This window comes from Blattabacterium clevelandi (assembly GCF_003268615.1).
Taxonomy (GTDB): Bacteria; Bacteroidota; Bacteroidia; order Flavobacteriales; family Blattabacteriaceae; genus Blattabacterium; species Blattabacterium clevelandi.
The window spans coordinates 579,789-605,266 of the sequence record NZ_CP029844.1 but is presented as its reverse complement, the minus strand read 5'-3'; the positions used below and the strand labels follow the sequence as shown (position 1 = coordinate 605,266).

Genomic DNA, 25,478 nt, shown 5'->3' with positions numbered 1-25,478 from the left:
AAAATTTATATGATATTATTCAATTTTTTCATCATATTTTTTATATGATTAGCAGAATTTTTCAAAAGTAACATTTCTTCTTTGTTCAATTGTAATTCTATAATTTTTTCTATTCCATATTTTCCTAAAACTACTGGAACTCCTAAATACACATTTTTTAAATTATATTCTCCATTTAAAAAAACAGAACACGATAAAATTCGTTTAGAATTTTTAAGAATAGCTTTTACCATATTTACAACAGAAGCACTAGGAGCTATCCAAGCTGATGTCCCTAATAAATTTACAATTTCCCCACCTCCATTTTTAGTTTTTTCAATAATGATTTGATTTTTTTCCTTCGATAAAAATTCTATGATAGGAATTCCAGATATTGAAGTATATCTATATAAAGGTACCATAGTTTCTCCATGACCTCCTAGTAATAAAGTTTGTATATCATGAGGAGAACAATTTAATTCTTTTGATAAAAAAAAACGATATCTAGTTGAATCTAATATTCCGGCCATACCCATCACCCGAGAAGGATCTATTTTAGCTGTTTTATAACATACATAGGTCATCACATCCAATGGATTAGATACTATTATAAATTTTGCATTTGGAGAAAAATAAATAGATTTTTTAGTTACAGTATGAATAATTTTTGCATTTATATTTACTAAATCATCACGAATCATTCCTGGCTTTCTAGGAAAGCCACAAGTAATAATAATTATTTCGGAATTTTTTGATTTTGAATAATCATTAGTAGTACCAATAACATGAGTATTTGATCCAACAAGAGGTAACATCTGAGATATATCTAAACTTTTTCCTTCAGCTAATTTTTCTTTTATATCCAATAAAACAATTTCTTCTACTATATCTATTTTAGCTAATAAACTAGCACATGATGCTCCTATATTTCCTGCTCCAATAATAGTAATTTTCATTTTGAATTTTTTTATATTAATATATAAATTTTTTTAACGATCGTTCTTAACTATTTTTTTATGAAAAATTTATCTAAATTTCTCTAACTTTAATGAAGTTAAATACAATTTATATTTTTATGAATGAGAATTTTTTTATAAAAAAATTCTATTCCCGACATATAGGGCCTTCTTGTGAAGAAATTCACGAAATGTTGAAAATATTAAAATACAAATCCATAAAAGATTTAATAAATAATACTATTCCAAAAGAAATACGTTTAAAAAAAAGATTAAATCTACCAAATTCTATCTCTGAATATCAATATTTAAATCATATTTATAGAATCAGTAAAAAAAATAAAATTTATCGTTCTTATATTGGATTAGGGTATAAAAATACTATAACTCCATCTGTAATTCAAAGAAATATTTTAGAAAATCCAAGTTGGTATACCCCTTATACTCCATATCAATCCGAAATATCTCAAGGACGTTTAGAAGCTTTAATTAATTTTCAGACTATGGTTTCAGATATTACTGGAATGAAAATTAGTAATGCTTCGATGTTAGATGAAGGGACCGCTATAGCTGATGCTATGTTAATGATTTATAAGGAAAGTTTTAAAAAAAAAATAAAAAAAAACTTTTCCTATTTTTTTGTTTCAGATGAAGTTTTTCCACAAACATTTTCCATTTTAAAAACAAGATGTTATGGTTTAGGAATAAAATTGATTAAAGATTTTCATGGAAACTTAAATGAATATAAAAAAGAAAAAATATTCGGATTATTACTTTCTTATCCTTCTCCTTCAGGAGAAATATATGACTACCGTGAAACAGTAAAATATGCAAAAAAGAAAAATATATCAGTAATAGTATCCAGTGATTTACTCCCCCTAACTTTATTAAAACCTCCTGGAGAGTGGGGTGCTGATGTTGTTGTAGGATCTACTCAATCTTTTGGTATACCTCTGGGGTATGGAGGGCCTCATGCTGCTTTTTTATCTACTTGTGAGAGATATAAACGATTTATTCCAGGAAGAATTATTGGAGAATCTATGGATAGAAAAAATAAAAAAGCATTTCGTATGGCTTTACAAACAAGAGAACAACATATAAAAAGAGAAAAAGCTACTTCTAATATTTGTACATCACAAGTCTTACCTGCTATAATGGCTTCTATGTATGCTTTATATCATGGTCCAAATGGATTAAAAATAATAGCAAAAAATATTCATCAAAATACTAAAAAACTAGAATATTTATTAATGAATACTATTGGTGATCATATTCATCAAATGAATACATTTTATTTTGATACCCTTAGAATAAAAATCAAAAATTCAGATATTTTTTTCTTTGAAAAATTAAAAAAAATATCTGAACGTAGAAAAACTAATTTCAGATATGTAGATAAAAATTATTTAACAATTACTTTAGATGAAACAACTTGTAAAAAAGATATTGACCATATTGTTTCTATTTTTCATCAAGTGAGTAATAATAAAAAACCAAAAAAAAATTTTATAGAAAAAAAAAAATATAGAATTCCAAATTTTTTAAAAAGAACATCTAATTTTTTAGTACATCCAATTTTTCATAAGTTTCATTCAGAAAATGAACTAATGCGTTATATCAAAAGATTAGAAAAAAAAGATCTTTCTTTAACTCATTCTATGATCCCTTTAGGATCATGTACTATGAAATTAAATGCCTCTGCAGAATTATTATCTTTGAGCCAATATGAATGGAGAAATATTCATCCTTTTTCCCCTAAAAATCAGACAAAAGGATATCAATTTATTATTAAAAATTTGGAAAAATATTTGAAAGAAATAACTGGTTTTTCTGGAGTTTCTTTACAACCAAATTCGGGAGCTCAAGGAGAGTATGCTGGACTTATGGTAATCAAAGCTTATCATGAGTCATTACACGAATATAAAAGAAATATAGCCTTAATCCCTATTTCATCACATGGGACTAATCCTTCTTCAGCAAGTATAGCTGGAATGAAAGTCATTTTAATTTTGACTAAAAAAGACGGATCGATCGATCAAAATGATTTGTTAAAAAAAGTAAAAGAAAATAAAAATTTCATATCTGTATTAATGATAACTTATCCATCTACTCATGGAGTATATGAGTCCAATATAAAAAATATCATAGATCTTATTCATGAATATGGAGGATTAGTTTATATGGATGGAGCTAATATGAATGCACAAATAGGATTAATTAAACCAGCAGAAATTGGAATAGATATATGTCATATTAATCTACATAAAACGTTTGCTATACCTCATGGTGGAGGTGGTCCTGGAATGGGGCCAATTTGTGTTTCTAATCATTTAAAACCATTTCTTCCTAATCATCCTTTTCAAAAAAATTTAAAACAAAAAAAAGAATTAACCATTTCATCTTCTCCATATGGATCTTCTTTAATTTTAACAATTTCTTATGCCTATATTCGTATGTTGGGTCCAGATGGACTTAAAAAGTGTACTGAAATATCTATCTTAAATGCTAATTATATAAAAAATAAATTAAAAAATTATTATAAAATATTATATGTTGGGAATAAAAATACAGTAGCACATGAATTTATTATAGATTGTAGAGTTTTTAAAAGTATTGGAATAGAAGTGATAGATATAGCAAAAAGAATGATGGATTATGGATTTCATGCTCCTACTATATCCTTTCCTGTAGAAGGATGTATGATGATAGAACCTACAGAAAGTGAATCTAAAAAAGAATTAGACCGTTTTATTGAAACACTTATAAAAATACGTGAAGAAATCAACGAAATAGAAAAAGGTCTGTTTACGAAAAAAGAAAATGTATTAAAAAATGCACCTCATAGTTTAGATATATTAACAGGAAATAATTGGATATATCCTTATACTAGAGAAAAAGCTGCTTATCCATTAAATTGGGTTAAAGAAAGAAAATTTTGGCCATCAATAGATCGAATTAATGATGGATATGGAGATAGAAATTTCATTTGTAGATGTACTTAAAAATTTTTAGAATTTTTGAAATTTTGTATATGGAGTTACATTGATAGAATCAAAAAAATTTTTTTTGTATTTAAATAGTCCTGTAATAGCTATCATAGCTCCATTATCTATTGAATATTTTTTTTTTGGAATAAAAATTTCCAATTTTTTATTTTTTTTTGCAAAAAGAATAAAATTACGTCTAATTTCATTATTAGCGGAAACTCCTCCTGCTAAAACTATTCTAAAAATTCCAGTTTTTATAGTCGCTTTATGTATTTTTTCCAAAAGTATTTCTGATATAGTTTTTTGCACAGAAGCACATAAATCAGCTAAATTATTTTTAATAAAAAATGAATCTTTTTTTGATTTTTTTTTTATATATTGAAAAATATGGCTTTTAAATCCACTAAAACTAAAATCTAATTCATTAACATTTGGCTTTGAAAAATTAAATTTTTTTGAATATCCATTTTTAGAAAAATGATCTAATAAAGGGCCTCCAGGATAATCAATACCAAACATTCTAGCTATTTTATCAAATGCTTCTCCTACAGAATCATCTAAGGTAGATCCTAATATTTCCATTTTAAAAAAATCATTTACTTTTATTATTTGGGTATGTCCACCACTAATCATTAAACATAAAAAAGGAAATTTTGGAAAAGAATTATTGATATTCGCATTTTTTATAAAATGTACAAGGACATGTGCTTGTACATGATTTACAGTTAGTAAAGGTATTTTTAATCCAATTGAAAAAGATTTTGCAAAAGAAGCGCCTACTAATAAAGATCCGATTAATCCTGGTCCTAAAGGAAAAGATACAGCATCAATTTCATATTTATCTATCCTTGCTAAGGATATAGCTTTATTTACAGCTAAATAAAGATTTTTATCATGAAATCTTGAAGCTAATTCAGGAACTACCCCCCCATATTTTTTATGAATTTTTTGACGGATAATTACATTAGATAGAACTTTTCTATTATTAATAATAGAAACAGCGGTATCATCACATGTGGATTCTATACCAATAATAATAAGTTTTTTTTTCATAAAAAAAATAACAATATATTTAGAAGAATTAAGAAATGAATAATTGTTTTTTACAAAAATTTATTTTTCAAAATAAAAAAATATTTTTATTCTGTATAATAGTCCTTTTTTTTATAATAGGGATATTTTATACTATTTATTATCAAAAACATACAATAAAAGAAAAAATAGTTTCTTTTCTTTTGGAAAAAGTCAAGGACCATATTAGTGGTAAAATTTATGTAAAAAATATAACTTTTAATATTCTTAAAAAAGAATTTTCTTTTCATGATGTAAATATCATAGATCATCATAAATTTTCTTTTGTTCATTTTTCTAAATGTAAAATTTCTATTGAAAATTTATTTCAATATATTTTAATTAATTCAAAATATTTAAATATAGGAAATTTAATTATTGAGAATCCAAAGATATTTGTTAAAAAATATTTTAATGAAAAAGAAAACAATTTATTTTATCTATTAAAAGAATTTGTAATAAAAAAAAAATTGAGTAAAAATTCTATTGGAATTATTACTTGCTCTAATTTAAAAGTAAAAAATGCTTATTTAACATACGAAAATATAAATTTAAAAAAAAGTTATAGAATTAAAAATTTTTTCTGTCGTTTTACATATGATCCCTTAAAATTAAAAATTCATAATTTCTTTATAAAAACAAATAATAGTTTTTTAAAAGGAAAATTTATATTCTATAATAATGGATATGAAAAATCTTTTTTTTACGAAAAAAATAGGAATATACAAGGGGAGATTTTTGAAGGGTCTAAACTAGGAATAGATTTAATCAATCTATTTTTTTATACTAAAAAATGGTCTTCCAATTCTATGTTTTTTATTCAAGGTATTATAAATGGAAAATTTAATAAAAAACTTTCTTTTTCTAAAATTTTAATAAAAAATGTTTATGGAAATAAAATTTTTTCAGATAAAATTAATATTTTCTATTTTAATAACAAATGGAAAAAAATTCAATTTTTAAAAACCATTCTTCAAATTTCATCTCATGAAATACAAAAATTAACTTTATCAAATTTTGATTTAAAATTTAATTTTCTAAAAAATTATTCTAAAAATTTTATTTATAGAGGAAACTTGATTATAAAAAAAAGGTTAATTAACCTTAATGGAAATATTCAATATAATAATATTAGAGCAAATATATATAATACTTGTATTCGTATCAATGATAACAATATACAGTATACAGGTGAAATTTTAACAGAAAAAAATAATATATTAAAAATATCAAAAATACCATTTTTTAGTAGTTTCCCATCAGGTTTATGGATTTTTAAATTTAAAGGAATTTATAATAATTTTTTTTTTAAAAAAAAGGTTAAAAATGATTTTTACAACTTTTTTACTACTTTATTTTTTCCTAATTCTGAATCGAAAATAAACTTAAATAGAAAAAAAAATTCATATTTTCAAAAACTTTCTATAAATATAGCTAAATATAAAAATGAAAATCGATTTTTTATAAAAGTATTTTCATTTGAAAATAAATCATTAAAAAAACTTTCTATAAATATATCCGATATTATTATCGGTCATATTTATGGAAATTTTGAATGGAATAATTTATTAAAATCATTCAAAAATGAGATATATTGTTTAATTACAAAAAAAAAAATAGAAAATAATTTTTTAGAAAAACAATATGCTTACTTTAATTTATTCATTAAAAAATCTTTTTACAAATTTTTTAATCAACAAAAAAAAATGAAAATATTATCTGATAATATTCAATTATCAGGATTATTAAAAAATAGGAAAATAAAAATTCATTTTTTTACCAAAACAATTAAATTAAATGAAATTTTTATTAAAAATATTTCTATTAAGGTAAATTCTTTTTTAAAAGAAAAAATACAATTATCCATTGAAAAGATTTTTTTTAAAAATTTTATATTTAAATATATAGATCTATCTATTTTAGATAGAAAAAATTATCTATTGATTTATTCTCATTTTTTTTTCAATTTTCAAAAAAAAGAAGTTAAAAAACAAACCGTTAATCTAATTTTTAAAAAAATTAATGATCCATATAAAAAATATAAGGAAAATCATTCTCTTATTTTTTTTATTATTTTTTCTCAATTAAATATAAATGGATATGATTGGTTTATCATTAATCATATCAATAAAAATATTGGAAAAATCACAATAGACTTAATCAATCATAGGGGGAGCATTAATAATCTTATGTTATCTTCAACTTCAAAAGAAAAAAAACAAAAAACAATTGTAATAAATTACGATTTTATTGAAAATAATTGTAATAAATTTAGATTTATACTAAAAAATATAGAATTAAAAAGAATAATTCCAAAAAGAAATATAATGATAGATGGGATGACAAATGGTTTTTGTATTCTACAAATAAAAAAAAATAAAATTGAACTTAATAACATGAATATAAAAATTAATAATGTATTAATTGAAAAAAAAGTTATTGGAGATTTTTATATTCATTCTTTTCCATATAAAAAAAATTATAAAATTCATGGAATTTTAAAAAAAGGATCTTCTGAAATTTTATTTTTATCTGGAAATATTAATAATAATTTACAAAAAAAATCAAATATTGATTTAAATATCAATATTCAAAATTTAAATATGAGTGATTTTTCCTTTTTTTGGAAAAAAATTAATAGCGAAGCGAGAGGAATTGTTATAGGGAAGATTCAGATTAAAGGATCTTTAGATAATCCTCATTATTTTGGAAAAATAGAAATTAAAAAATTTGGAATAAAAATAAACTCTATCAATACAGATTATGAAATGATCAATACAACTTATATCTATCTTATTCATAATTATTTTATTTTAAATTCATCTCCTTTTATAGATACAAAATACCATACAAAAGGTTATATAAATGGATTTTTTTTACATAATAATTTTTTTAAATGGAATTTAAATTTATCTATAAATACAAATAAATTGCTTGTTTTAAATACCAAAAAAAAATATAATACTTTTTTCTTTGGAAGAATTTTTTCTAATGGAAAAATTAAAATAATAAAAAAAGATAAAGATTTAAAAATTTATATGAAAAAAGGAAATATTTTAAATTCTTCTCATTTATATATCAATCCAAAAGGATTAGAATATAAAAATAATAATTTTATTGACTTTATAAATCCTAATAAGACAAATTTCAATAAAAATGATATTCAAAAAAATGAAATAAAAAAAGTAGAAAATGAGAATAAAGAAAATAAATTTTCTTTAAATATAAAAACATATATAAATAAAAATACAAAAGTTTCAATATTATTAGATAATAATTTAGAAAATTTTATAGAATTAAGAGGCCAAGGGCCTTTATTTTTAAAAAAAAATATAGATACGAATATTCAAACCAGTGGTACCTATTTTGTCAAAGACGGATTTTATCATTTTTCAAATAAAGAAAAAATTCCAATTTTAAAATTAAAAAAGCAATTTAAAATCAAATCAGGTGGAATGATTACTTGGACAAATAATTTCAATCACTCAAATATTAATTTGACAGCATATTATACTAGATATGTATCTAATGTAATAGATTATTTAGATATCCAAAATTTTTCAAGTACTTATGATCCAATAATCATATATACAAAATTAAAAATGAGTATTTATGGAGATATAAAAAATCCCAAGATTAATCTTGATATTTTATTTCCAAATAGTAATGAAGAAATTAAAAAAAAATTATTCAAAAAATTAAATTCTTATGAGGAAAAAAATATTCAATTTTTTTCTATTTTAACCTTAGGAAAATTTTTGAAAAAAAATTTTCCAAAAAAGAATTTTTTATCCTCTCTTATTTATAACTTATGTTTGAAACATATAGAAAATATTATTTCAGAAATAAGTCCATCATTGAACGTTCATTTTGATTTTATCGAAAGAAAAAAAAATAAATATAGAAGTATACTTTCTTCAATATATTATGAAATTAATAATCGTATTTCTATAAGAAGTAATATAGAATTTTTTATAAAAAAAATGAAAAAAGAAAAAAGAAATCTATTTAGAATAAAAGAAATTCAATTAGATTTCAATCTCCATCGTACTAAAAATAGTCATTTAAAATTCATAATTTTTTCTCGTTTCAATAATAATTTGATTTTTTCTCATTCTAAAAATAAAAAAAATAAAACTAGAAATTATGATATTTATCCACTTTATGGAAATGAAATTATTTATAGAATTTCATCAGATTTTTTATGGAAAAAAATTTATGAATTTTTTTTCCATAAAAAAAAATTACATAAAACTAATAAAAAATATATTGAAAAATAAGAAAATATATCTTAAAAAGAAAGTTTTGTATCTTGTATTTTTATAATATTTTTATGTATAAGAATGATTTTAAGATATAATACAATAAAAATGAAATATGGAATAGATCATACTATGGTCAGAATATTGAATCTAAATACTAACTAAAAATTAAAAAATTTTATAATTATATTTTACTTTATTTATGGTAAATATAATTTTTTTGTCAAATTAATTATTGCTATAAATCCTTCATATGCTAGAAATATTATTTCGAAAATTGAATAAATTAAAGAAATGCTTAAAACATAATCTACTATTTTTTTTGAGAATAAATCCGATGAATATATTTCAAAAATATGAATATTCTTAATATTTAATATTTTTCAATTTTTTTTAAATTTTATAAGAAAATATTTATCCTTCCATAAAATTGAATAATTGTATAGTTTCAATTTTTTATTAAGGTAATATCTAAATGATTATTAAATATTGATTTATATAAAAACAGATAAGATTTTTATAATACTGATTTCTATCTTATCCTTGATCTTTTTTTTCCCAAAAAAAGATATTTTAAAATACAAATTTTATAAGAAAAAAACTTATTTTTATGAAGCCCCCTTTTATTCAATACTAAAAAAAAATAATAAAGATATTTATTTTATTATTCTAAAATTAAAAAATTGGAATAAAATTTATTGCAATAAAAATAATATTATAGATGAATATAAATTTCAAACATGTTCTTTTTTTAATAAAAAATATGAATTTAGAATATGGAATAAAAAAAAGTATTATGGTTTAATTATAGGATATTTTTTAATAATAAGTATAATATTGAAGATATTATTTTTATATCTTTTTTATTTCCAAAATAAAATATTTCAAAATAATAAAAAAATAAATTTTTTAATCATCAATATGTTATTGATATTCTTAATAACAATATTAACTATAATATATCATTCTAAAAAATTATATTTGATACCATTTTGTATTTTTCCTATAAGTATTCGTGCATTTTTTAATATAAATTTAAGTCTTCTTATCCATTTAATAACAATTTTATTATTATCCTTAATTACACCAAATAGCTCTGAATTTATTTTTCTTCAAGTGATTACAGGATTTCTAGTAATGCTAAAAAATAATTATAATATAATTAATTTATTTTTTTCAGTATGTAAAATAACTATTACTTATATAATTACTTTTTGTTCACTTACTCTAATTCGTCAAGGATCCTTAAAAAATATTTCCTTAGATACTTTTTATCTATTTTTTTTTAGTGGAATATTAACTTTATTTGTTCATCCATTAATATTTTTTTTAAAAAAATTATTCAATATTACTTCAGATATTTCATTATTAGAATTTTCTGATATAAATACTCCAATATTAAGATTACTATCTAAAAAAGCTCCAGGAACTTTACAACATGTTTTAACTGTAGCAAATATAGCCGAAGAAGCAGCTATTTCTATTGGAGCTGACTCATTATTAGCAAGAATCGGAGCTATTTATCATGATATTGGAAAAATTCCAAATTCTATATTCTTTACTGAAAATCAATATAATAATATACTTAATCCCCATGAAAATATAAGCCCAAAAGAAAGTGCTAAAATTATATTGCAACATGTTCCAATTGGAATTGAGTTAGCTAAAAAATATCATTTACCTGATCTCATTATGGATTTTATACGAACACATCATGGAAATCGTATTGTTCATTTTTTTTATGAAAAACAAAAAAAAATATATCCAAATATGATAGTAGATGAAAAACAATTTCAATATTATGGACCTAAACCATTTTCTAAAGAAATGGCTATTGTTATGATTTGTGATTCTGTAGAAGCTGCTTCCAAAAGTATCAAAAATCCATCTAACAAAAATTTAGAAAATATAGTAGAAAATATTATTAATAAACAAAACAAAGAAAATCAATTTTCTAATGCAAATATCACTTTTAAAGAAATAGAAAAAATAAAGAAAGTTCTTAAAAAAAAATTGATAAATATTTATCATACTAGAATTGAATACCCTATTTAATTTGTTTATTTAATAGATCTACTTTAGATTTGTATATAAGTAAGGATAAGGAGAATTGCCGGAGTGGTTAACGGAACAGTTTGCTAAACTGTCGGTAAAAAAATATCGCGTGGGTTCGAATCCCACATTCTCCGCTTTTTTTTTTTACGGGGTATAGCGTAGTTTGGTTATCGCGCCTGGTTTGGGACCAGGAGATCGTAGGTTCAAATCCTGCTACCCCGATTGTTTTATGGGTCACGTAGCTCAAATGGATAGAGCAACTGCCTTCTAAGCAGTAGGTCACAGGTTCGAATCCTGTCGTGATCATTTTTTTTATTATATTTTTTTTGCCTTTAGAACTTCGTCAATCATCCCATATTCTTTAGCCTCTTCAGAAGTCATCCAGTAATCTCTATCTGAATCTTTTTCGATTTTTTCAATTGATGATCCAGAATGTATAGAGATAATTTCATAAAGTTCTCTTTTTAATTTTAAAATTTCACGAACTGTAATTTCAATATCTGAAGCTTGCCCATGTGTCCCTCCTATAGGTTGATGAATCATAATTCTAGAATGTTTTAATCCAGATCTTTTATTTTTAACTCCAGAACAAAGTAAAACGGCCGCCATAGAAGCAGCAACTCCTGTACAAATAGTTGCTACATCTGGTTCAATAATCTGCATTGTATCATATATTCCTAATCCAGCATGAACATTTCCTCCAGGAGAATTAATATAGATTTGTATATCTTTTGAGGAATCTACCGATTGAAGAAATAAAAGTTGTGCCTGAACAATATTAGCTATTTGATCTTCTATAATAGTTCCTAAAAAAATAACACGATCCATCATTAAACGAGAAAAAACATCCATTTGTGCTATATTTAATTTACGTTCTTCAACAATATATGGAGTCATCATTTTAATATATTGATCTATCAATAAACTATTTATTCTTTGATTTTTTACAGCAAATTTCACAAATTCTTTGGAATTTTTTTTATGATAATTCATTTTTAGTTACTATAGATAATATTTTATCAAATTTAATCATAATTACTATCATCTATACATAGATTAAAAAAAATAATGTAGAACTTAGAAAGTCCTTTAATTTTGATAAAAAAGTTTTGAATTTGTGTATAAAAAATTATTGATTCAAACCATCATTTATTCTATAGGATTTCTTTTCCCAAAGATTATTAATTATGCTTTTCTAAAATTTTTTACTAAATATTTAAAAAGAGAAGAGTTTTCGCTTTATACAGATATGTATGCCTTATCCTTTTTAGTTATAGGGTTTCTTTCTTTTGGATTAGAAAATACTTATTTTAGATTTTTATCAAAAAAGAATCACAATAAGGATGTGATTTTTTCAACAATCGTGATTATACAATTTTTTATCACCTCTTTATTTTTAATACTTTCTGTAAATTCAATCAAATACTTAGTTTCTATTGCTGGATATAAAAATCATCCAGAATATTTTTTCATGTTTTTTATAATTATATTTTTTGATACTATTTGTATTCTTCCTATGGCTTGGATTCGTGCTAATGAAATGGCTTTAAAATATACTACTATAAATGTTATAAATATATTGGTACAATCTATTTTTATAATATATATGTTTTATTTTTATACATCATTAAAAATGATTCCCTTTATTCCAAAATATTATTCTTACATTTTTGAATTGATTAATTCTTTTACAGATAAAATAGGATACATATTTTTTGCAAATATGATTGCTTCTTTAAGCAATTTTCTTTTAATTATTCCTATTTTTTTAAGGAAAGTAAGTATAAAAAAGTTTAATAAGATTCTAGCTAAAGAAATGTTAAATTATGGAATTCCTATTATGCTTGGAACTATGGCATTTTCTATTAATGAAAATCTTGATAAGATATTGATTAAAAGATGGCTTTCCGATGAAATAAACGGGGCTTATTCCGCTTGTTATAAAATTGCTTCTTTTATGAGTTTATATATTCGTGCATTTCGATTGGGGATCGAACCTTTTTTTTTTAAAAAATCTGAAGATTCTGATGCAAAATATTATTACGAAGAGATTATTTATATATTTATTATACTAGGTTTAATATTTTACGTATTAATCTGTGGAAATATTACCATTCTCATAGATTTTTTAATCGATAAAAAATATCATATTGCAATATCTATTATCCCAATAGTAATGATGGGAAATTTATTTTTAGGAATTTATACAAATCTATCCATTTTTTATAAAATTATAGATAAACCTATTATTGGAACTTATATATCATTAATAGGTGTATCTATTACAATTTTATTCAATATAGCATTTATATTAATTCCTAATAGTAGTTTTATGATACCTGCTTGGGGAACTATAACTTCTTATGGAAGTATGGTATTAGTTTTATATTTTTGGGGTAAAAAAAATTTTCTTAAATTTTATACAAAAAAATGGAATATTATTCTTCATTTATTATTTGCTTTTTTCTTAGTTTCATATATAATTAATAATAAAAATCGGATAGAAATTCATTTTTTTTTACAATTTTTATATATAATTATTGTTTTTTTACTCGAAAAAAATAATTTTTTTTCTAAATTAAAATAGAAACATAAAAAAAAGGAATATTTTGTATACAAAAAGTGATCCATCAACATTTATTTTAAAAGCAAATATTCAAAATCCAGTTTCCATATCTTTTTTGGAAAGAAAGTTAATTTCAACGGGTTTTTATTTTAATTTTTATAAAAATTTTAAAAAAATTTTTTTTATCAAAAAAAAATTCATTGATACTGGGACCATTTGTATGATCCATATTTCAAATAAAAAAAAAAAATAGAAAAAAAATATTACCAATATTATAAAGAATTAAAAATAATTATAATAAATATCTCTTTAAAAAATATTTTAATTCAACCTAACGAAAAAATTTCCATTATAGATATTTATCCCAAAATAAAAATAAAATGGAAAAAATGTTCTATTTTAAATAAAAGTAAAAGAGGAAATAATAATTTTGGAAGTACCGGAATATAAAATTTTGGATATAAATTAAGTTTATGAAAATCATAATTCCTATGGCAGGAGAAGGATCACGTCTTCGTCCCCACACTCTAATAACCCCTAAACCTTTGATCCAAATATTAGGAAAACCAATATTGAAAAGATTACTTGAAAGCTTATTTAAATCTATTGAAATTCTTTCAATAAAAGAAATAGTTTTTATTATAGGAAAAGTAGAAAAAAAAATAGAAAAACAATTAATAAAAATATCTAATGATATAGGATTTCACAAAATTGTGATATACTATCAAGAAAAACCATTAGGAACTGCTGATGCCCTTCTTAAAGCAAAAAATTCTTTAATAGGACCCATAATTATTGCTTTTTCCGATACTTTATTTTACAATGATGATTTTGAAATCATAAAAAATACAAAAATAGAAAATATTATATGGACAAAAAAGGTTAAAAACCCCAATTTATTCGGAATTGTAGAAAGTGATTCATCAGGATTAATTACTCGTTTTATAGAAAAACCAAAAAATAACGTATCTAATTTTGCTATTATTGGTCTTTATTATTTCAAAAATAGTTCTCTATTAAAAAAAGAATTACAATATATCCTAGATCATAATATTAAAAATGATCAAGAATATCAATTAACTTCAGCATTAGAAAATATGAGAAAAAAAGGAATGAAATTTACTAGTAAACAAGTTCAGATATGGATGGACTTTGGAAATAAAAAAAGAACTATTTCCTCTAATTCAAAAATATTATCTATCGAATCCAAAAAATTCGAATTAATTCATGAAAAAACGATTATAAAAAATAGTTTTATTATAAAACCTTGTTTTATAGGAGAGAATACAATTATTGAAAATAGTGTTATTGGACCTTATGTTTCAATAGGAAAATTCACAAAAATAAAGAACAGTAACATTAAAAAATCTTTAATACAAGATTATACAATAATAAAAAATGTGAATATTTACAATTCTATGATTGGTAATTATACATCTTATATAGAAATGCCAAAAAAAGTAAATTTAGGAGATCATTCTATTTTAAATTTTTAATTTTTTATTTACATAAAAAACTAAAAATTTAAAAAATACTTTGAAGTAAAAATTTCATATTAAATGAAAAATTCATAATTTTTTTTATATTTGAGTAAAATTTCCATTCAATGGATTTATTTTTTATTTTTTTTATATTACTTGGAACATTCGGAACCACGGAAATTGTGGTTATTGTTATTCTTGCACTTTTACTTTTCGGTGGTAAAAAGATACCAGAATTAATGAGAGGATTAGGAACAGGGTTAAAAGAGTTCAAAAAAGCTTCTGAAAACGAAAATTCTACAGAAGAAAAATAGAAATTTCTTTCATTTTCTGTTTTTTTATTAGCACTTTTTTTTAACTAATAATTAATGAATGAAAAAGATAAGAAATATTATTTTTTTTATGCTCATATTAAAAAGCCTGATTATACAATCTGTATCAAAATCATTGATTGAACAGAAAAGTAAAATAAATTATAATAAAAGTATACCTATTCAAAAATTTGATATCAATCATATATATATAGATAATTTATGGAAAAAAATATTTGGAATTAAAAAAAAATATTTTTTTGGAAAAAAAAATTACTTACAAAATAAAAAAACTCTTATTATTACAAATATAGATGCAAATGAATTAAAATCTAGAATCAATAATCTAAATCAAAAATCTCAAATAAAAATACTTAAATATAATACCATTATACATGCATCTATAGAAAGCTATCTTCGTATGGGAAAATATATAGGAAAAATTATTTCCTTATCTAATTTTTATTTTCCTATGTTTGAGGAAAAATTAGAAAAATATCGTATACCAAAAGAATTAAAATATATAGCTATTATAGAATCTAATTTAAATCCTACCATTACATCTAAATCTGGAGCTCAAGGAATTTGGCAATTTATGCCTGAAACTGGAAAAATATACAATCTCCATATTAATAATATTTATGATGAAAGAAATGATCCATTTAAATCTACAGAAGCTGCTTGTCGATATTTTAAATATTTATATAAAAAAATAGGAAATTGGGAATTAGTTCTAGCTGCCTATAATGCTGGACCAAGTACCATAGATAAAATAATACGACTTCATAATAAAAAAGATTTTTGGAGTTTATGGAATTTTTTCCCGAAAGAAACCAAAAATTATATTCCAAAATTCATTGCTATTAATTATGTCATGAATTATTATAAAGAACATAATATCCAACAACCCTTATATTCTCATTTTCGTATTAAATTTAATGATACCGTATTAGTTCCAATAAAAGAAAAAATTTCTTTGAAGAGTTTTTCTTCCGAATTAAATATTTCCTATAAAGATTTAATGTTTTTAAATCCACAATATCTTGTAGATATTATTACTCCTGAAAATGGAGATAAATATTTTTTAAGATTACCAAAAGGTAAAATTTCTATTTTAAAAGAAAAATAAAATAATAATTAATAATGAAATGAATGGATAAACTTTTTATATCGAATACCATTTGACTTACAAGATTATGAACGAAAAATTTGAACAAAAAAAAAGATCTTTAAGACTTGTATTAGATAAAATGGATAAAATCTATGGTAAAGGTACAGTCATGCGGATGGGAGATACACATATAGAAAATTTAGAAATTATTTCTTCTGGATCTCTTAGTTTAGATATAGCATTAGGTATAAAAGGATTTCCTAAAGGTCGTATTATAGAAATATTTGGACCAGAATCTTCTGGAAAAACCACTTTAGCATTACATGCTATTAGTCAATCACAAAAAATAGGTGGATTTGCAGGATTTATCGATGCAGAACACGCTTTTGATTGTGTTTATGCTAAAAAAATTGGTGTAGATATCAAAGAATTAATTATTTCTCAACCAGATAATGGAGAACAAGCTCTTGAAATAGTGGATAATTTAATAAGATCAAAGATCATTGATATGATAGTAGTAGATTCAGTAGCAGCTTTAACTCCAAAAAGTGAAATTGAAGGAGAAATGGGAGAGTCTAAAATAGGACTACAAGCAAGATTGATGTCACAAGCTTTGAGAAAGCTAACTTCTAGTATAGGAAAATCGAAGAGTATACTTATATTTATTAATCAATTAAGAGAAAAAATTGGAGTTTATGGTAATCCTGAAGTAACTACAGGAGGTCATGCTTTAAAATTTTATTCTTCTATACGTTTGGATATTCGAAAAGGAAATCAAATTAAAAATGGAGAAAATATTTTAGGAAATAGAACAAAAGTAAAAGTGGTAAAAAATAAACTTTCTCCCCCTTTTAAAACCGCTGAATTTGATATTATGTATGGAGAAGGTATTTCAAAAATAGGAGAAATTCTGGATATAGGAGTTAATTTAGGGATTATTAAAAAAAATGGATCTTGGTTTAATTATGGAGATATGAAATTAGGTCAAGGAAGAGATTCCGTAAAAGAATTTTTAAAAGAAAAAAAAAATATTATAAATGAAATGCAAAAAAATATAATTAATCAGCATTTTAAATAATAAAAATAATATATGAAAATTACTTTTTTAGGAACTGGTACCTCACAGGGAGTTCCTATTATTGGATCCAAGCATCCAGTATGTTTATCAAATAATCGAAAAGATAAAAGACTTCGAAGTTCTATTCTTATTGAAAAGGATAACAAATCCTTTTTGATAGATTGTAGCCCTGATTTTCGTTATCAAATGTTAAGAAGTCATCATGAAAAACTGGATGCTATTTTTATTACCCATGAACATCATGATCATATAGGAGGATTAGACGAAATCAGACCTATTAATTTTAAAATGAAAAAAACAATTCCAGTTTATGGATTACATCGTGTATTAGAAAATTTAAAAAAAAGATTTTACTATATTTTTTCAAAAAATAAAAATTCAAATACTTCCAAAATTTCTATCTATGAATTGGATGATTATATGGATTCTTTCGTAATAGATTATTTGAAAATAATTCCTTTAGACATATGGCATGGAAAACTTCCTATTTTAGGATTTCGTATAGAAAATTTTGCCTATATAACAGATGCAAGTAGTATCCCTATTCATACCATGAAAAAATTAATGGGGTTGAATATTTTAGTTTTAAATATATTAAGAAAAAAAACAAAAAATCCATCTCATTTTACATTATCCGAATCATTGGAAATGATCCAAAAAATTGGACCTAAAAAAACTTATTTTACACATATAAGTCCCTTTTTTGGATTTCACGATAAAATTCAGATTCAATTACCTAAAAATGTTTATTTAGCTCATGATGAATTGAATATAACTATATAATTTTCAACAATCTTTCTTTTATACATCTATGATGTATATCTAATTTAGAGAAATCAAAGTTCAGACATTATAACTATATTATAATTTTTTTTTGACAAAAAATATTCAATAGATATCAGTATGCGAACGTTAAAAAATTTTCTTTTTTCCACAAAAATTACTTCTGTTTTATTTTTATTTTTAGCCCTTTCTATGGCAATAGCAACTTTCTTAGAAAAGAAATATTCTACAGATATAGCAAAGATATATATTTATGAATCTACTTGGTTTGAAACCATGATTATTCTCATTGTAATAAATTTAATAGGAAATATATGGAAATATAAACTTTGGAATAAAAAAAAATTTCCTTTATTAATTTTTCATATATCATTTGTATTTATTTTTATTGGAGGGATGATTTCTAGATACTATAGTTTTGAAGGAATGATGTCTTTAAGAGAAGGAGAAACTAATGGAAAAATTAGTTCTAGAAAAAATTATATAAAATTGAAAATACATAGAGGGATCAATACAATGGTTTATAATGATCCTTATATTTTATCTTCTTTTCATAATGGATATAAAGGAAATTTTTTTTTTGAAGGTAATTTATTGAAAATAAATATTATAAAATATATTCCATGTGCAAAAGTTTTTATTTCGAAAAGAAATACGGAAGAAAAAATTATAAAAATAGTTTCAAATAATAAACAAGGAAGAATGGAAAATTTCCTTAAAAACGGAAAAATAATAAAAATAAATGGATTTTTATTTTCTTTTAATAAGGATATTCCTTTTGGAATTCAAATTTTTGAAAAAAATGATAAACTTTATATAAAATCTTCTTTTTTCGGAAAAAGGATGAATATGATCAATAAAAAAATTACATTTTTATCCAAAAATACTACTACATCTCTAAAAATAAGAAGTTTTTATCAAATAGAAAATAAAAAAAACATAATTCAATGGGTAATTCCTGAAGGAATTGTAAAAGGAAAATTAGAATATATTAATTCTTGTAATGATGATAAAAAAAAGGATAATTTATTAGACGCTATTACGGCTAAAATATCGTTTCAAAATCAATATAAATTAGTCACTTTTTTAGGAGGAAAAAATAGAATGGAAATGAGTGACCCTATATTTTTTAATAATCACCAAATTTCTATTGGATATGGATCGATACTTTTGAATATTCCTTTTTTTTTAAGGTTAAATAAGTTTAAGGTCGAAAATTATCCAGGTTCTGAATTTCCATCTTTTTTTATTAGTCATATAACTTTAATAGATAAAGAAAAAAAGAAAAATTATTTGATTTATATGAACCATGTCCTGAATTATAAAGGATATAGATTTTTCCAATCTGGATATGATCCAGATAAAAAAGGGACTCATTTTTCTGTAAATAACGATTATTTAGGTACTAATTTTTCTTATTTTGGGTATTTTTTGATGAGTATAGGAATGTTTCTTACTTTATTTTGGAAAGGAACTAGATTTAGTTTCCTTAAAAGAAAATTAAAAAATTTATCTAAAATTTCTATATTTTTTATTTTTTTTTCATTAATTAACAGCAATTTTATTTTTGCTCATATTCATAAATTAAAAAAATTCAAAAAAATTTCTTTAAAAGAAATTTCCTATAATATTCATATTTCTAAAAAACATGGAGATAATTTTGGCCATTTATTAGTACAAGATAATAAAGGAAGAATAAAACCTATACATACTATGGCATTAGACCTTCTTCGGAAGATACATAAAAAAAGTAATTTAGGAATTTTAGATGCTAATCAATGGTTTATATCTATACATCATAATAATATTTTTTGGACAAAAATTCCTTTTATTAAAGTTGATAAAAGAGGAGGACCTGAATTTTTAATTCAAACAAAAGCTAATAAAGATGATTATGTATCTATGATAGATCTTTATACTGTAGATTCAAAAACATCAAAATTAAAATTTAATCTACAAAAAAATTATGAAAATGCTTTTTCTAAAAGTCCTATTCAAAGAACCGAATATGATAAAGCAGTTATTGCCCTTAGTGAACGTGTAGGAATTCTTCATGGAATTTTTCAAGGTAAATACTTACGTATTTTTCCTATTCCCAACGATATCAATCATACATGGTCTAGTTGGATAATTCCAGATACTAATAGTTTAAATCCAATTGGATTATTGATGTTAAATAATTATTTTAAATCTTTATTTTATGCACAAAAAAAACAAAATTGGAATATTTCTGATAACGAAATAAAAAAAATACAATTGTATCAATTTAAAAATTCTAAATCTATTTTACCTTCAAAGAGAAAAATAGATTTAGAAATTTTTTATAATCAATTAAATATTTTTTACTTTTTACCTTTTTTTTATTCCGTTATTGGAATAATAATTCTTATGATTACTTTTATAAAAATTTTTTTTGAAAGAAAATACATATTTTGGATCTATAAAATTTTAATTTCATTTTTATTCGTTCTATTTATTTTTGAATCTTTAGGTTTAATTTTAAGGTGGTATATTTCTGGTCATGCTCCATGGAGTAATGGGTATGAGTCTTCTATTTTTATTAGTTGGTGTTTGGTAGGTATAGGTTTAATCTTTTATAAAGATCAATTTGTTTCAGGAATGACCGCATTAATTTCCTCAATTTTATTGATTATAGCAGCACATAGTGATACTATGGATCCAGAAATTACTAACTTGGTTCCAGTTTTAAAATCTCATTGGTTGATAATACATGTAGCTATTATCACATCAAGCTATGGCTTTTTTTTCACAGGATCCTTTTTAGGATTTTTAGTTCTTCTTTTATATATTCTTTTAAAATATAATTCTCACAAAAAATATAAGAAAAAAATTCAAATACATATCAATAAATTAACTATTATTAATGAAATGAGCCTTACTATAGGACTTTTTCTATTAACTATAGGAACTTTTTTAGGATCTATTTGGGCTAATAGTAGTTGGGGGCGTTATTGGAGTTGGGATCCAAAAGAAACTTGGGCATTCATTAGCATAATGATATATGCTTTTGTATTACATATTCGTTTAATACCAGGAATTAAAGGATTATTTTTTTTTAATTTTTCCAGTATATTATCCATAAGTTCTATTATTATGACTTATTTTGGAGTGAATTATTATCTTTCTGGATTACATTCTTATGCTAGAGGAGAGCCTATTTCTATTCCTTATTGGATTTATTATAGTTTACTAATTTTAGGATTCATTTCTCTTTTATCATATTATTCATATTATTCGGATAAATTTAATGAAAAAATTACGGAAAAAAATAGATAAGTAATATTCCTTATTTTATATATTTTTTGTATAAAAAAAAAAAAAAAAATTGAAAAAAAAGGTGGGTACTCTATTTAGAGATGCGTTTGGAAATTTTCATTTCGTAAAACGTTTTTTAATTTTCACCTTTGGTTGTATTTCTTACAATCGATATAATGGATTTAATCAATTAAAATTAAAAGGAACAGAATATATTAAAGATCTTCCTGATAAAAAAGTTCTTTTTGTATCTAATCATCAAACATATTTTGCAGATGTTTTTGCTATGTTTCATGTTTTTTGTAGTGTAAAAAATGGATTTATAAATACGATTAAAAATCCTATTTATCTTTTAAATCCAAAAATTAATCTATACTATGTAGCTGCTAAAGAAACAATAAATAAAGGAATACTTACAAAATTATTTACTTATTCAGGAGCTATTACTGTAAAAAGAACATGGAGAGAGGGTAAAAAAAAAGTAAATAGATCAGTAGATCTATCTGAAATTTCTCGTATGGGAACTGCTTTAAATGACGGATGGCTCATTACTTTTCCTCAAGGAACTACTAAAGAATTTGCTCCTGGACGTAGAGGGATTGTTCATGTTATCAAAAAATTTAATCCTATTGTAGTCCCTATTGTGATAGATGGATTTCAAAAAGCCTATGATAAAAAAGGAATTAGAATTAAAAAAAAAGGAGTTTTACAAAAAATGATTTTTAAAGAACCTATTAAACTGGATTTCAAAAATGATACTACGAATATAATTATGGAAAAAATTATGGATTCTATAGAACAATCTCCTAAATATTACAAAAGAAAAAAAATTAAATTATGAAATATAAATATGTAAGAGATATTTTCCTTGATTTTTTTCAAAAAAAAAAACACAAAATAATTCCTTCTTTTCCTATTTATTTAAGAGACGATCCTACACTTTTTTTTATTAATGCCGGTATGAATCCTTTCAAAGATTACTTTCTAGGATATAAAAAACCTAAATTTCGAAGAATCGTTAATATTCAAAGATGTCTTAGAGTTTCCGGTAAACATAACGATTTAGAAAATGTAGGATATGATAATTATCATCATACTATGTTTGAAATGTTAGGAAACTGGTCTTTTGGAGATTATTCTAGAAAAGAAACTATAGAATGGGCTTGGGAATTATTAATACAAAAATATAACATTCCAAAAAAAAATATTTATATATCTATTTTTATTGGAGATGAAAAAGATGGATTATCCATGGATAAAGAAACATATCAATATTGGAACTCATTAACCAGTAAAAATAATATCCTTTTTTTTGGAAAAAAAGAAAATTTTTGGGAAATGGGTGCTACAGGACCTTGTGGCCCTTGTTCTGAAATTCATATTGATTTTCGTAATGAAGAAGAAAAAAATAGATTACCAGGAAAATACCTTATTAATAAAGGACATCCTAAGATGATAGAAATTTGGAATTTAGTTTTTATAGAATTTTTTAGAAAATTAGATGGATCCTTAGATAGTTTATCTACAAAACATGTAGATGCAGGTATGGGATTAGAAAGATTATGTATGGTTTTACAGGGAAAATCATCTAGTTATGATACGGATATATTTTTTCCAATAATTAGAGATATAAAAGATTCTTTAGGAAATATTTATAAAAAAGAATTTTATCAAGATGTATCTATACGTATTATAGCAGATCACTTAAGAGCTCTAGTAATTTCTATCTACGATGGTCAATTACCATCAAATAATGGAGCTGGTTATGTTATCAGAAGAATTTTAAGAAGATCCATTATTTATGCTACTCGGTTTTTATATAAAAAAAAACCTTTTCTTTACAAAATTGTGGAATCTTTAGTAAGAGAAATGAGAATATTGTTTCCTGAATTGGAAAATAAAAAAGAATATATCAAGCATGTAATTGAAGAAGAAGAAACCTCTTTTTTTAGAGTAATTGAAAAAGGATATGAACGATTTCATCATTTAATCATCAAAACTAAAGAAAAAAATAAAAAAATTATTGATGGAAAAAGTATTTTTCAATTGTACGATACTTATGGATTTCCCATAAAATTATCTAGAATATTGGCTAAAAAAAATGATTTTTCTATAGATGAAAAATCATTTCAAAAAGAATTATTAAAACAAAAAGAAAAATCTAAAAAAGATAATAATACACTCATCAAAAGTGATTGGATAAAAATTCATAATAATCAATTTGAGTACGAAAATGAAAATTTTATAGGATATGATTTTTTAGAATATGAAATTATGATTTTAAAATATAGAAAGGTAGAAAATCAATCAGTAAAAAAAAGAAAAGATTCTTATTACGAATTAGTTTTTTCAAAAACTCCTTTTTATCCTGAAGGAGGAGGACAATTAGGGGATACTGGTTTTATAAAAAATAAAATAGATAAAATTATTATTGAAAATACAATAAAAGAAAATTCTTTTATTTTACATATTGTTCGAACCCTTCCTTTAAATATTTATTCATTTTTTCAAGCAATAGTAAATAAAAATAGAAGAATCGAAATTGAAAAAAATCATACAGCTACTCATTTATTACATTTCGCATTAAAAAAAGTTTTTGGGGAACATATTCAACAGAAAGGATCTTCTATTAGAGAAGATTATTTACGTTTTGATTTTTCACATTATAAAAAAATCACTACAGAAGAATTAAATAAAATAGAAAAATTAGTTCAAGAATTAATTTTTTCTAATCTTTTTTTAGAAGAAAAAAGATCTTTTCCATTAAAAGAAGCAATAAAAAAAGGTTGTTTAGGAATATTTCATGAAAAATATAAAGAAAAAGTACGTGTAATCACGTTTGGAGATTCTTCCGAATTATGTATTGGAACACATGTCAAATGTACTGGATTAATTCAAGTTTTTGAAATTTTATCAGAATCTTCTATATCGTATGGAATACGAAGGATCAAGGCTATAACTTCAAAAAAAGCTATTCAATATTTAAAATCTATTCATTTTCAATATAAATCATTAAAAAAAATTCTGAAATATCCGGAATCTCCAATAAAGAGTTTTCTTAGTTTACAAATAGAAAATAAAAAATTAAAACAAGAAATTGAAAAAGGCTATTCACAGAAAATTAAAATTTTAAAAAAAGATTTTTTATTAAAAGCAATCCAATTACCTTTTATCACATATATATGCGATATTTCTAATGAAAATAAAACATTAAAAACTAACCTGGTTAAGAAAATTGTTTTAGATTTACGAAATGAAGTATCGAATTTATTTATGGTGGTAAGTTTTATACAAGACAATAAAATAATGATTTTGATATCGATTTCTGATTCTGTTATCAAAAATAAAAATATTCATGCTCATAAAATTATCCGTAAAATGGCGGATCATATCCATGGAAAATATTGGGGAAAATCTTTTTTTTCTATGGCAATAGGTATAAATATAGACGGATTAAGTTTAGTTTTGAAAGAAACGAAAGAATATTTAAAATTTTTTAAAAATGATGATGGAATTTCTTTTTGAGAAATTTTTTTAATTTGTTTAAATTTGAGAAATTTTT

Annotated in this window: 15 protein-coding genes and 3 tRNA genes; 15 read left to right on the top strand and 3 right to left on the bottom strand. The window is 22.5% G+C overall.

The genetic code is table 11. The features are described from left to right. Positions 1–5 precede the first annotated feature (5 nt). Entirely contained in the window at positions 6–935 is a 930-nt protein-coding gene (gene mdh / locus DM817_RS02945) for a malate dehydrogenase (RefSeq protein ID WP_113738521.1), read from the bottom strand. A gap of 119 nt (positions 936–1,054) precedes the next feature. Between mdh and gcvP the strand changes: the two genes are divergently transcribed. After that, positions 1,055–3,937, top strand: a complete 2,883-nt coding sequence (gcvP, locus tag DM817_RS02940) for an aminomethyl-transferring glycine dehydrogenase (RefSeq protein WP_113738582.1) — start codon at positions 1,055–1,057, stop codon at positions 3,935–3,937. 6 nt (positions 3,938–3,943) lie between these two features. On the opposite strand, the gene tsaD is transcribed toward gcvP, so the two are convergent. Continuing rightward, complete coding sequence (gene tsaD / locus DM817_RS02935; RefSeq protein WP_113738520.1) at positions 3,944–4,975, bottom strand: tRNA (adenosine(37)-N6)-threonylcarbamoyltransferase complex transferase subunit TsaD; 1,032 nt, start codon at positions 4,973–4,975, stop codon at positions 3,944–3,946. 35 nt (positions 4,976–5,010) lie between these two features. On the opposite strand from tsaD, the gene DM817_RS02930 reads away from it, so the two are divergent. From DM817_RS02930 to DM817_RS02910, 5 genes are all read left to right on the top strand, one after another. Next, on the top strand, positions 5,011–9,273 hold the full coding sequence (locus DM817_RS02930) for a translocation/assembly module TamB domain-containing protein (protein WP_113738519.1): 4,263 nt from the start codon (positions 5,011–5,013) through the stop codon (positions 9,271–9,273). A gap of 525 nt (positions 9,274–9,798) precedes the next feature. Further along, positions 9,799–11,310: an HDIG domain-containing metalloprotein gene (locus tag DM817_RS02925; RefSeq protein WP_235610874.1), complete on the top strand. Its 1,512-nt coding sequence runs from the start codon at positions 9,799–9,801 to the stop codon at positions 11,308–11,310. 49 nt (positions 11,311–11,359) lie between these two features. Further along, positions 11,360–11,444, top strand: a tRNA-Ser gene (locus DM817_RS02920). A 13-nt stretch (positions 11,445–11,457) separates the two neighbouring features. Beyond that, positions 11,458–11,532 (top strand) — tRNA-Pro (locus DM817_RS02915). A 10-nt stretch (positions 11,533–11,542) separates the two neighbouring features. Then, positions 11,543–11,616, top strand: a tRNA-Arg gene (locus DM817_RS02910). Between the two features lie 9 nt (positions 11,617–11,625). On the opposite strand, the gene DM817_RS02905 is transcribed toward DM817_RS02910, so the two are convergent. Continuing rightward, entirely contained in the window at positions 11,626–12,303 is a 678-nt protein-coding gene (locus tag DM817_RS02905) for an ATP-dependent Clp protease proteolytic subunit (protein WP_113738517.1), read from the bottom strand. 124 nt (positions 12,304–12,427) lie between these two features. Between DM817_RS02905 and DM817_RS02900 the strand changes: the two genes are divergently transcribed. The 9 genes from DM817_RS02900 to alaS all read left to right on the top strand — a co-directional run bounded on the left by DM817_RS02900 (position 12,428) and on the right by alaS (position 25,441). Then, a complete protein-coding gene (locus tag DM817_RS02900) occupies positions 12,428–13,897 on the top strand; it encodes a lipopolysaccharide biosynthesis protein (protein WP_113738516.1) in 1,470 nt (489 codons plus the stop codon). 452 nt (positions 13,898–14,349) lie between these two features. Beyond that, a complete protein-coding gene (locus tag DM817_RS02890) occupies positions 14,350–15,372 on the top strand; it encodes a sugar phosphate nucleotidyltransferase (protein WP_113738515.1) in 1,023 nt (340 codons plus the stop codon). Positions 15,373–15,482: 110 nt separating this feature from the next. Then, on the top strand, positions 15,483–15,671 hold the full coding sequence (locus tag DM817_RS02885) for a Sec-independent protein translocase subunit TatA/TatB (RefSeq protein WP_110477768.1): 189 nt from the start codon (positions 15,483–15,485) through the stop codon (positions 15,669–15,671). 58 nt (positions 15,672–15,729) lie between these two features. After that, complete coding sequence (locus tag DM817_RS02880; RefSeq protein WP_113738514.1) at positions 15,730–16,797, top strand: lytic transglycosylase domain-containing protein; 1,068 nt, start codon at positions 15,730–15,732, stop codon at positions 16,795–16,797. 67 nt (positions 16,798–16,864) lie between these two features. Next, positions 16,865–17,857 carry a recombinase RecA gene (recA, locus tag DM817_RS02875; RefSeq protein ID WP_113738513.1) on the top strand — a complete coding sequence of 331 codons (993 nt, stop codon included), beginning with the start codon at positions 16,865–16,867 and terminating at the stop codon, positions 17,855–17,857. Between the two features lie 12 nt (positions 17,858–17,869). After that, complete coding sequence (locus DM817_RS02870) at positions 17,870–18,640, top strand: MBL fold metallo-hydrolase (RefSeq protein ID WP_113738512.1); 771 nt, start codon at positions 17,870–17,872, stop codon at positions 18,638–18,640. Between the two features lie 120 nt (positions 18,641–18,760). After that, positions 18,761–21,937 (top strand): cytochrome c biogenesis protein CcsA, encoded by a 3,177-nt coding sequence (gene ccsA, locus DM817_RS02865; RefSeq protein ID WP_113738511.1) that lies wholly within the window; start codon positions 18,761–18,763, stop codon positions 21,935–21,937. 49 nt (positions 21,938–21,986) lie between these two features. Next, positions 21,987–22,757 (top strand): lysophospholipid acyltransferase family protein, encoded by a 771-nt coding sequence (locus tag DM817_RS02860; RefSeq protein WP_113738510.1) that lies wholly within the window; start codon positions 21,987–21,989, stop codon positions 22,755–22,757. After that, positions 22,754–25,441 (top strand): alanine--tRNA ligase, encoded by a 2,688-nt coding sequence (alaS, locus tag DM817_RS02855; RefSeq protein WP_113738509.1) that lies wholly within the window; start codon positions 22,754–22,756, stop codon positions 25,439–25,441. The genes DM817_RS02860 and alaS overlap by 4 nt, the downstream gene beginning before the upstream one ends. Positions 25,442–25,478: the final 37 nt, after the last annotated feature.

Excerpts from the sequence above, each read along its gene's own strand:
- mdh (WP_113738521.1), bottom strand. The coding sequence starts at position 935 with ATGAAAATTACTATTATTGGAGCAGGAAATATAGGAGCATCATGTGCT.
- gcvP (WP_113738582.1), top strand. The coding sequence starts at position 1,055 with ATGAATGAGAATTTTTTTATAAAAAAATTCTATTCCCGACATATAGGG.
- tsaD (WP_113738520.1), bottom strand. The coding sequence starts at position 4,975 with ATGAAAAAAAAACTTATTATTATTGGTATAGAATCCACATGTGATGAT.
- DM817_RS02930 (WP_113738519.1), top strand. The coding sequence starts at position 5,011 with ATGAATAATTGTTTTTTACAAAAATTTATTTTTCAAAATAAAAAAATA.
- DM817_RS02905 (WP_113738517.1), bottom strand. The coding sequence starts at position 12,303 with ATGAATTATCATAAAAAAAATTCCAAAGAATTTGTGAAATTTGCTGTA.
- DM817_RS02890 (WP_113738515.1), top strand. The coding sequence starts at position 14,350 with ATGAAAATCATAATTCCTATGGCAGGAGAAGGATCACGTCTTCGTCCC.
- DM817_RS02885 (WP_110477768.1), top strand. The coding sequence starts at position 15,483 with ATGGATTTATTTTTTATTTTTTTTATATTACTTGGAACATTCGGAACC.
- DM817_RS02880 (WP_113738514.1), top strand. The coding sequence starts at position 15,730 with ATGAAAAAGATAAGAAATATTATTTTTTTTATGCTCATATTAAAAAGC.
- recA (WP_113738513.1), top strand. The coding sequence starts at position 16,865 with ATGAACGAAAAATTTGAACAAAAAAAAAGATCTTTAAGACTTGTATTA.
- DM817_RS02870 (WP_113738512.1), top strand. The coding sequence starts at position 17,870 with ATGAAAATTACTTTTTTAGGAACTGGTACCTCACAGGGAGTTCCTATT.
- ccsA (WP_113738511.1), top strand. The coding sequence starts at position 18,761 with ATGCGAACGTTAAAAAATTTTCTTTTTTCCACAAAAATTACTTCTGTT.
- alaS (WP_113738509.1), top strand. The coding sequence starts at position 22,754 with ATGAAATATAAATATGTAAGAGATATTTTCCTTGATTTTTTTCAAAAA.